Source organism: Candidatus Streptomyces philanthi (genome assembly GCF_059553635.1).
In genome coordinates, this window is record NZ_JCANQV010000331.1 from 1 (window position 1) to 5,917 (window position 5,917).

Genomic DNA, 5,917 nt, shown 5'->3' on the forward strand with positions numbered 1-5,917 from the left:
GGACTGACGGCGGTTCAGAAGTCGACGGGGTCGCGGACGAGCGGGCAGGTCATGCAGTGGCCGCCCCCGCGTCCGCGGCCCAGTTCGGCACCGACGATGGTGATCACCTCGACGCCCGCCCCGCGCAGCAGCGCATTGGTCTGGGTGTTGCGGTCATAGGTGAAGACCACGCCCGGTTCGACGGCGACGGCGTTGTTGCCGCTGTCCCACTGCTGGCGCTCGGAGGCGTACACATCGCCCCCGGTCTCCACGACGCGCAGCGCGGACAGGCCGAGGCTCCGGGCGACGACGTCGGTGAAGCGGCCGGCGCCCTCGTCGGTGACGGTGAAGCCGGGCGCCCTGTCGTCCGGGCGCAGGGAGAAGGTGTGGATGCCGTCCACGATGTCCGGGTACAGCGTCACCAGGTCCCGGTCGGCGAAGGTGAACACGGTGTCGAGGTGCATCGCGGAGCGCAGCTTCGGCATCCCGGCGACGATGACGTGCTCGGCGGCCCCGTCGCGGAACAGGGCCGCCGTGACCTGGGTGATCGCCTGCCGCGAGGTGCGTTCGCTCATGCCCATGAGGACGACGCCGTTGCCGACGGGCATGATGTCGCCGCCCTCGAACGTCGCCTGCCGCCAGTCCTGTTCGGGATCGCCCCACCAGACGGTGGAGCCGGCGAAGTCGGGGTGGAAGGTGTAGACGGCCTTCATCAGCAGGGTCTCGTCGTGGCGGGCGGGCCAGTACAGCGGGTTGAGGGTGAGGCCGCCGTAGAGCCAGCAGGTGGTGTCGCGGGTGTAGAGGGTGTTGGGCAGCGGCGGCATGAGGTATTCGCGTACGCCCGTCGACTCGCGGACCAGGGCGACGGACGGGGAGCGGTACTCGTCCGGCAGGTCCGTGGTGGCGAGGCCGCCGATCAGGTAGGTGGCGAGCGGGCCGGGGGCGAGGGACTCCAGGAAGGCCCGGGTGCCCTCGACGAGTCCGGTGCCGACCTCGTTCGCGGTGATCTTGCGGTCGAGCAGCCAGTCCCTGGCCCTCGGAATCGCCATGGTCCGCGCGAGCAGGTCGTGGAGTTCGACGACCTCGACGCCCCGGCCGCGCAGCTCCGCCACGAATTCCGCGTGGTCGCGCTGGGCGTTCTCCACCCACATCACATCGTCGAACAGCAGGTCGGCGGAGTTGGTGGGGGTGAGCCGGCGGTGGGCCAGTCCGGGCGCGCAGACCAGGACCTTGCGCAGGACGCCGACCTCGGAGTGGACGCCGTGCGCGGGGGCGGGCGGGGTGTCGTGGCGGGTCACGGAGTGCCTTTCCTCGGGGCCGGGGCGGTCAGAGGCTGATCCGGCCGGCGGCCAGGGCGAGGACGCCGGTCACCGCTCCGGCGACGGAGACGGCGAGGATCACGAGTTCGCGGGGGGAGAACGGTGTCCGGTGCCGCTCCCTGCGGGCCATCACGAACAGGGCCGTGGCCGGCGCGTAGATGACGAAGGACACCAGGAGGTACTTGAGTCCCGCCGCGTAGAGGAGGAACGCGGTGTAGACGGTGGCGAGCACCGCGACCACCAGATGGCGTACGGGGGCCACGCCGTCCAGCGCGGTCCGGACGGCGAAGGCGGCCGCGAGCAGGAACGGGATGAGGGTCAGGGCGCTCGTCAGGTCGAGGGCGAAGGTGAAGGCGTCGTCCGAGAAGAGGACGACGACCAGCATGACCTGGGTGAGGACGGTCGTCATCACCAGCGCCGGGACGGGGACGTCGGCGGCGTTGGAGCGGCGCAGGAAGCGCGGCATGTCGTCGTCGAGGGCGGCGACGAAGAGGACCTCGGCGGCCATCAGCGTCCAGGCGAGATAGGCGCCGAGGACGGAGACGATCAGGCCGGCGCTGACGAAGACCGTGCCCCAGGTGCCGACCGCGGCCTCCAGCACCCCGGCCATGGACGGCTGGCGCAGCCGGGCGAGGTCGTTCATGGGGAGGATGCCGTAGGACACCACGGTGACCGAGGCGAAGACCGCGAACACGCTGAGGAAGCCCAGTACGGTCGCCCGCCCGACGTCCTCGCGCCGCCGGGCGTGGCGCGAGTAGACGCTGGCGCCCTCGACGCCGAGGAACACGAAGACGGTGGCCAGCATGGTCCCTCTGACCTGCTCGAACAGTGAGCCCGCCGAGGCGGCGCCGGAGAAGTTCGCGGCGAAGACGTCCGGCTTGAGGAAGAACAGCGCGAGGACGGCGAAGAACGCGATCGGGATGACCTTGGCCACGGTGACGACGCGGTTGACGGCCGCGGCCTCCTTCACGCCGCGGCGGATGAGGAGGAAGAACGCCCACAGGCCGGCCGAGGAGAGAAGCACGGCGAGGACGGTGTCGCCCTCGCCGAGGGCCGGCGCCACGGCCCCGATCGTCGACATGATCAGTACCCAGTACGTCACATTGCCGACGCAGGCGCTGGCCCAGTACCCGAAGGCGGCGAAGAAGCCGAGGTACTCGCCGAAGCCGGCCTTGGCGTACGCGTAGACGCCCGCGTCGAGGTCGGGTCTGCGGACGGCGAGCGTCTGGAAGACGAAGGCGAGCATGAGCATGCCGCATCCGGCGATGGCCCAGGCGATGAGCGCCCCCGCGACACCGGTCTCCCGGCCGAAGCGGCCGGGCAGCGAGAACACGCCCGCCCCGACCATCGAGCCGACGACCATCATGGTCAGCGTGGGCAGCGTCAGCTTGGCGGCGGGCGCCGGTCCGGCGGAGGTGTCGGCCGTGGTCATGTCGCTCCTGGTCGGTGCGGCTCGGCGGGGCGGGCCTCACCGCCTCCCGGGCGACACTAGCGACAAACCCGAACATTTCCCTTGAAACGGAAGACCCGGGGCCACCGCCGGGTCACCCGTCCGGCCCTGTGCACACTCCGGCCCCCGCAGCGGCGCACCGCGGGGGCGGACCGCCCGCCCGCCACCCGCATGCCCGATCAAAAAATCAGCCATATGGTGCACATAGCGACTTCTCGCTCGGCAGGAGGCACCATGCCGGAACATCCCGTGCCCCGTCACGGCGGGCAGCAGGCCGCCGCCGGCGCGTATGCGGCGAACCGGGGGCCGCCGGCGGGCACGGCCCCCGGCCGCTCCGCCGCCTCCCGCACCGGTCCGTGTGCGGACGCCGCCGCCGGAGGGGCCCGGCGGGCCGCCCCGCCCCGCACACCGGTCCCCCACACCACGGAAGGTGACCCATGCAGCCCCTGCTCAGTCCCGACACCCTCGCCCGTCTGCGCCGCCCCCGCCCCCGTCCGGCCGTGTCCGTGCTGATGCCGACACACCGCCGGGGGACGGAGCACGCACAGGACGCGGTCCGTCTGCGCAATCTGCTGGCCGAGGCCAGAAAGCAGCTGGAGGCCGATCCCGATGTCACCCGCGAGCGGCGCATCGACGTCTCCGAGCAGCTCGACCTCGCCCTGAAGGAGATCGACCCGGTGCACTCCGAGGACGGTCTCGCCCTGTTCGCCGCCCCCGGGGAGCACGAGGTGTGGACGCTCTCGCGCACCGTGCCCGAACGCGTCGTGCTCTCGGACACGTTCCTGACCCGCAACCTCGTCGCCGCGCAGGCCGCCGAACGGCCGTACTGGGTACTGTCCGTCGCCGCCGACCGCGTCACCCTGTGGAGCGGCGGCGCGGACCACGTCACCGAGGAGCAGCTCGCGGGCTTCCCGCTGTCCCGGAGCCTGGAGGACCCCGACGCCGAACGCAAGGAACGCGTCGGCGACCTGCCGAGCACCTTCCGCGACGAGCAGACACGCCACTTCCTGCGGGACGCCGACAACGCGGTCGCCACCCTCCTCGCCTCCGACCCCCGGCCGCTGTACATCACGGGCGAACCGGCCGCGCTCAGCCTGCTCCAGGACGTCGGCACCGCCACCAAGGACGCCACCTACCTCCCGCACGGCGGGCTCGCGCACGGGACGCCCGAAGCGGTGCGGCAGGCCGTCGCGCCCGTGGTCGCGGCCCGGGAGGAACGGGAGTCCGACGCCGTGCTCAAGGAGCTGGAGGCGGCCCGCGGCCGACACGCGTTCGCCGCGGGCGTCGACGAGGTCTGGCAGAACGCGACCACCGGCCGGGTGCGCCTGCTGGCCGTCGAGGAGCACTACCGCACGACGGTCCGCGACGACGGGAGCCATCTGGTGCCGGCGGAGAGCGGTGCGCCGGGCGCCCGGGACGACATAGTCGACGAGATCGTGGAGCAGTCCCTGGAGACCGGCGCCGAGGTCCACTTCGTGCCGGACGACGCGCTGGCCGAGCTGGGGCGCATCGCCTGCGTGCTGCGTTACTGACCCGTGCGCGGGCGCGGGGCCCCGGGAGGGCGCGCCGCCCACGGGACCCCCGCCGCGGTCAACTCCCGTCCTCCTGGGCCTCCCTGACGCACCCGCAGTGGGCGCAGACGACGATGGGGCGGCCGTCCGTGTCGCGTTGGCGCCACATGGTGCCCCGGCAGCTCGGGCAGCCGCTCGTCCGTATACCGCGCGGCCCGATCGGGGGCGGTTCCGCGGTGGCGTCGACGTAAGCGATCACGCGCGCACGGTCCTGCGGATCGTCCCCTGCCATCCGCAGCAGGGTGGCCAGACGTGTGCGCGCCTCGTCGGCGAAGGTCCCCATGGCGGGGAGGTTACCGAGCCGGGGAGCGACGCGCGGCCACCGTCCCCGCGGTCGCGAGTCCTACCCGATCGCCCGGAGGAGGGTCCGGAGGGCGTGGTCGAGGGTCTCGCGTTCCTCCGGACCGAGGGCGGCGAGGAGGCGGGACTCGTTGGCGACATGGTCGGTGACGGCGGCGTCGACGACCTCGCGGCCCCGCTCGGTGAGGGCGACCCGGAAGCTGCGCCGGTCGGCGGTGTCGAGGCGCCGCTCCACCAGCCCGGCGGCCTCCAGACGGTCCAGACGGCTGGTCATACCGGCCCGGGAGAGCATCAGGGTCCTGGAGAGGGCGGAGGGGATCAGGGTGTACGGGGGGCCGGAGCGGCGCAGTGCGGCGAGGACGTCGAACTCGCCGCGGTGCAGGCCGTGCCGGGCGAAGACCTCGTCGAGGGCGGGGGCGACGAGGAGCGAGAGCCGCCCCAGCCGTCCGAAGACGCCCATCGCGGACACGTCCAGGTCGGGCCGTTCCCTGCGCCACTGGTCGAGGATGACGTCCACGGCGTCCCCGGCGCCCTCGCCCGTTCCGCCGGTCCCGCCCTGCCGTTCCGCGCCGCGTCCGGCGCTCTCCTTCTTGGCCATGCCGTCATCTTATTTGATGACTAATAATTCGCCACCGTACTATCCGACGCGGAACCACTCCTGTCGTCCCACTCCGGGACGGCGCGACGAACGGAGGGACGACGCATGTCCTTGATCACCCCCGATCCCCGGGGCGGCATCCTGGTACGGGACGCCGACGCCGAGACGCTGGGCGACGCCAGGAGCACCGTGCGGCTCTTCGCCGACTCCAGCACCACCGATGGGGCGTTGAGCGCCCAGCGGGTGACCCTGACCGCGGGCGCCGACGGCGCCGCCCCGCACCATCACACCGGCTCCGCCGAACTCTTCTTCGTCCTCGGCGGCCGCCTCCAGGCCCTGGCGGGCGACGACGTGATCACCGCGGACGAGGGCGACTTCCTGGTGGTCCCGCCCCGGGTCCCGCACGCCTTCGCCGCCGAGCCGGGCGCCGACGCCGACGTACTGATCGTCATCACCCCGGGCATCGAACGCTTCGACTACTTCCGGCTGCTGGACCGCGTGCGCAAGGGCACCGCCGACCCGCGGGAGGTCCTGGACTCCCAGGAACGCTTCGACAACTTCTTCGTGGAGAGCGCCGCCTGGCGGCGGGCCCGCGCAGCGCGCTGATCGGCCGGGGCCGACGACAGGACCTAAGCCTCCCCCTTCGGCCGCACGGGAAGCTCCGGGAGGGTGAAGCCGTCGAACAGGTCGTCCAGCGCCC

The 5,917-nt window shown here is 72.6% G+C and carries 6 protein-coding genes; 2 read left to right on the forward strand and 4 right to left on the reverse strand.

The window, feature by feature from the left end:
• Positions 1–14: 14 nt before the first annotated feature.
• Positions 15–1,277 carry an arginine deiminase gene (locus AC51EU_RS26035; RefSeq protein ID WP_496269520.1) on the reverse strand — a complete coding sequence of 421 codons (1,263 nt, stop codon included), beginning with the start codon at positions 1,275–1,277 and terminating at the stop codon, positions 15–17.
• Positions 1,278–1,305: 28 nt separating this feature from the next.
• A complete protein-coding gene (locus AC51EU_RS26040) occupies positions 1,306–2,730 on the reverse strand; it encodes a basic amino acid/polyamine antiporter (protein WP_496269521.1) in 1,425 nt (474 codons plus the stop codon).
• 455 nt (positions 2,731–3,185) lie between these two features.
• Between AC51EU_RS26040 and AC51EU_RS26045 the strand changes: the two genes are divergently transcribed.
• Complete coding sequence (locus AC51EU_RS26045; RefSeq protein ID WP_496269522.1) at positions 3,186–4,280, forward strand: baeRF3 domain-containing protein; 1,095 nt, start codon at positions 3,186–3,188, stop codon at positions 4,278–4,280.
• Between the two features lie 58 nt (positions 4,281–4,338).
• On the opposite strand, the gene AC51EU_RS26050 is transcribed toward AC51EU_RS26045, so the two are convergent.
• Together AC51EU_RS26050 and AC51EU_RS26055 are read right to left on the reverse strand one after the other, a co-directional pair.
• The gene (locus AC51EU_RS26050; RefSeq protein WP_496269523.1) at positions 4,339–4,602 is read right to left on the reverse strand and encodes a hypothetical protein; all 264 of its coding nucleotides are present in this window, start codon (positions 4,600–4,602) and stop codon (positions 4,339–4,341) included.
• Positions 4,603–4,662: 60 nt separating this feature from the next.
• The gene (locus AC51EU_RS26055) at positions 4,663–5,217 is read right to left on the reverse strand and encodes a MarR family winged helix-turn-helix transcriptional regulator (RefSeq protein ID WP_496269524.1); all 555 of its coding nucleotides are present in this window, start codon (positions 5,215–5,217) and stop codon (positions 4,663–4,665) included.
• Positions 5,218–5,322: 105 nt separating this feature from the next.
• Here AC51EU_RS26055 and AC51EU_RS26060 point away from each other — a divergent pair, with 105 nt between their 5' ends.
• Entirely contained in the window at positions 5,323–5,823 is a 501-nt protein-coding gene (locus AC51EU_RS26060; RefSeq protein ID WP_496269525.1) for a cupin domain-containing protein, read from the forward strand.
• The last annotated feature ends 94 nt before the right edge of the window (positions 5,824–5,917 follow it).

Bases quoted from the DNA above. Each gene is read 5' to 3' on its own strand.
- AC51EU_RS26040 (WP_496269521.1), bottom strand. From the start codon at position 2,730: ATGACCACGGCCGACACCTCCGCCGGACCGGCGCCCGCCGCCAAGCTG.
- AC51EU_RS26050 (WP_496269523.1), bottom strand. From the start codon at position 4,602: ATGGGGACCTTCGCCGACGAGGCGCGCACACGTCTGGCCACCCTGCTG.
- AC51EU_RS26060 (WP_496269525.1), top strand. From the start codon at position 5,323: ATGTCCTTGATCACCCCCGATCCCCGGGGCGGCATCCTGGTACGGGAC.
- AC51EU_RS26055 (WP_496269524.1), bottom strand. From the start codon at position 5,217: ATGGCCAAGAAGGAGAGCGCCGGACGCGGCGCGGAACGGCAGGGCGGG.
- AC51EU_RS26045 (WP_496269522.1), top strand. From the start codon at position 3,186: ATGCAGCCCCTGCTCAGTCCCGACACCCTCGCCCGTCTGCGCCGCCCC.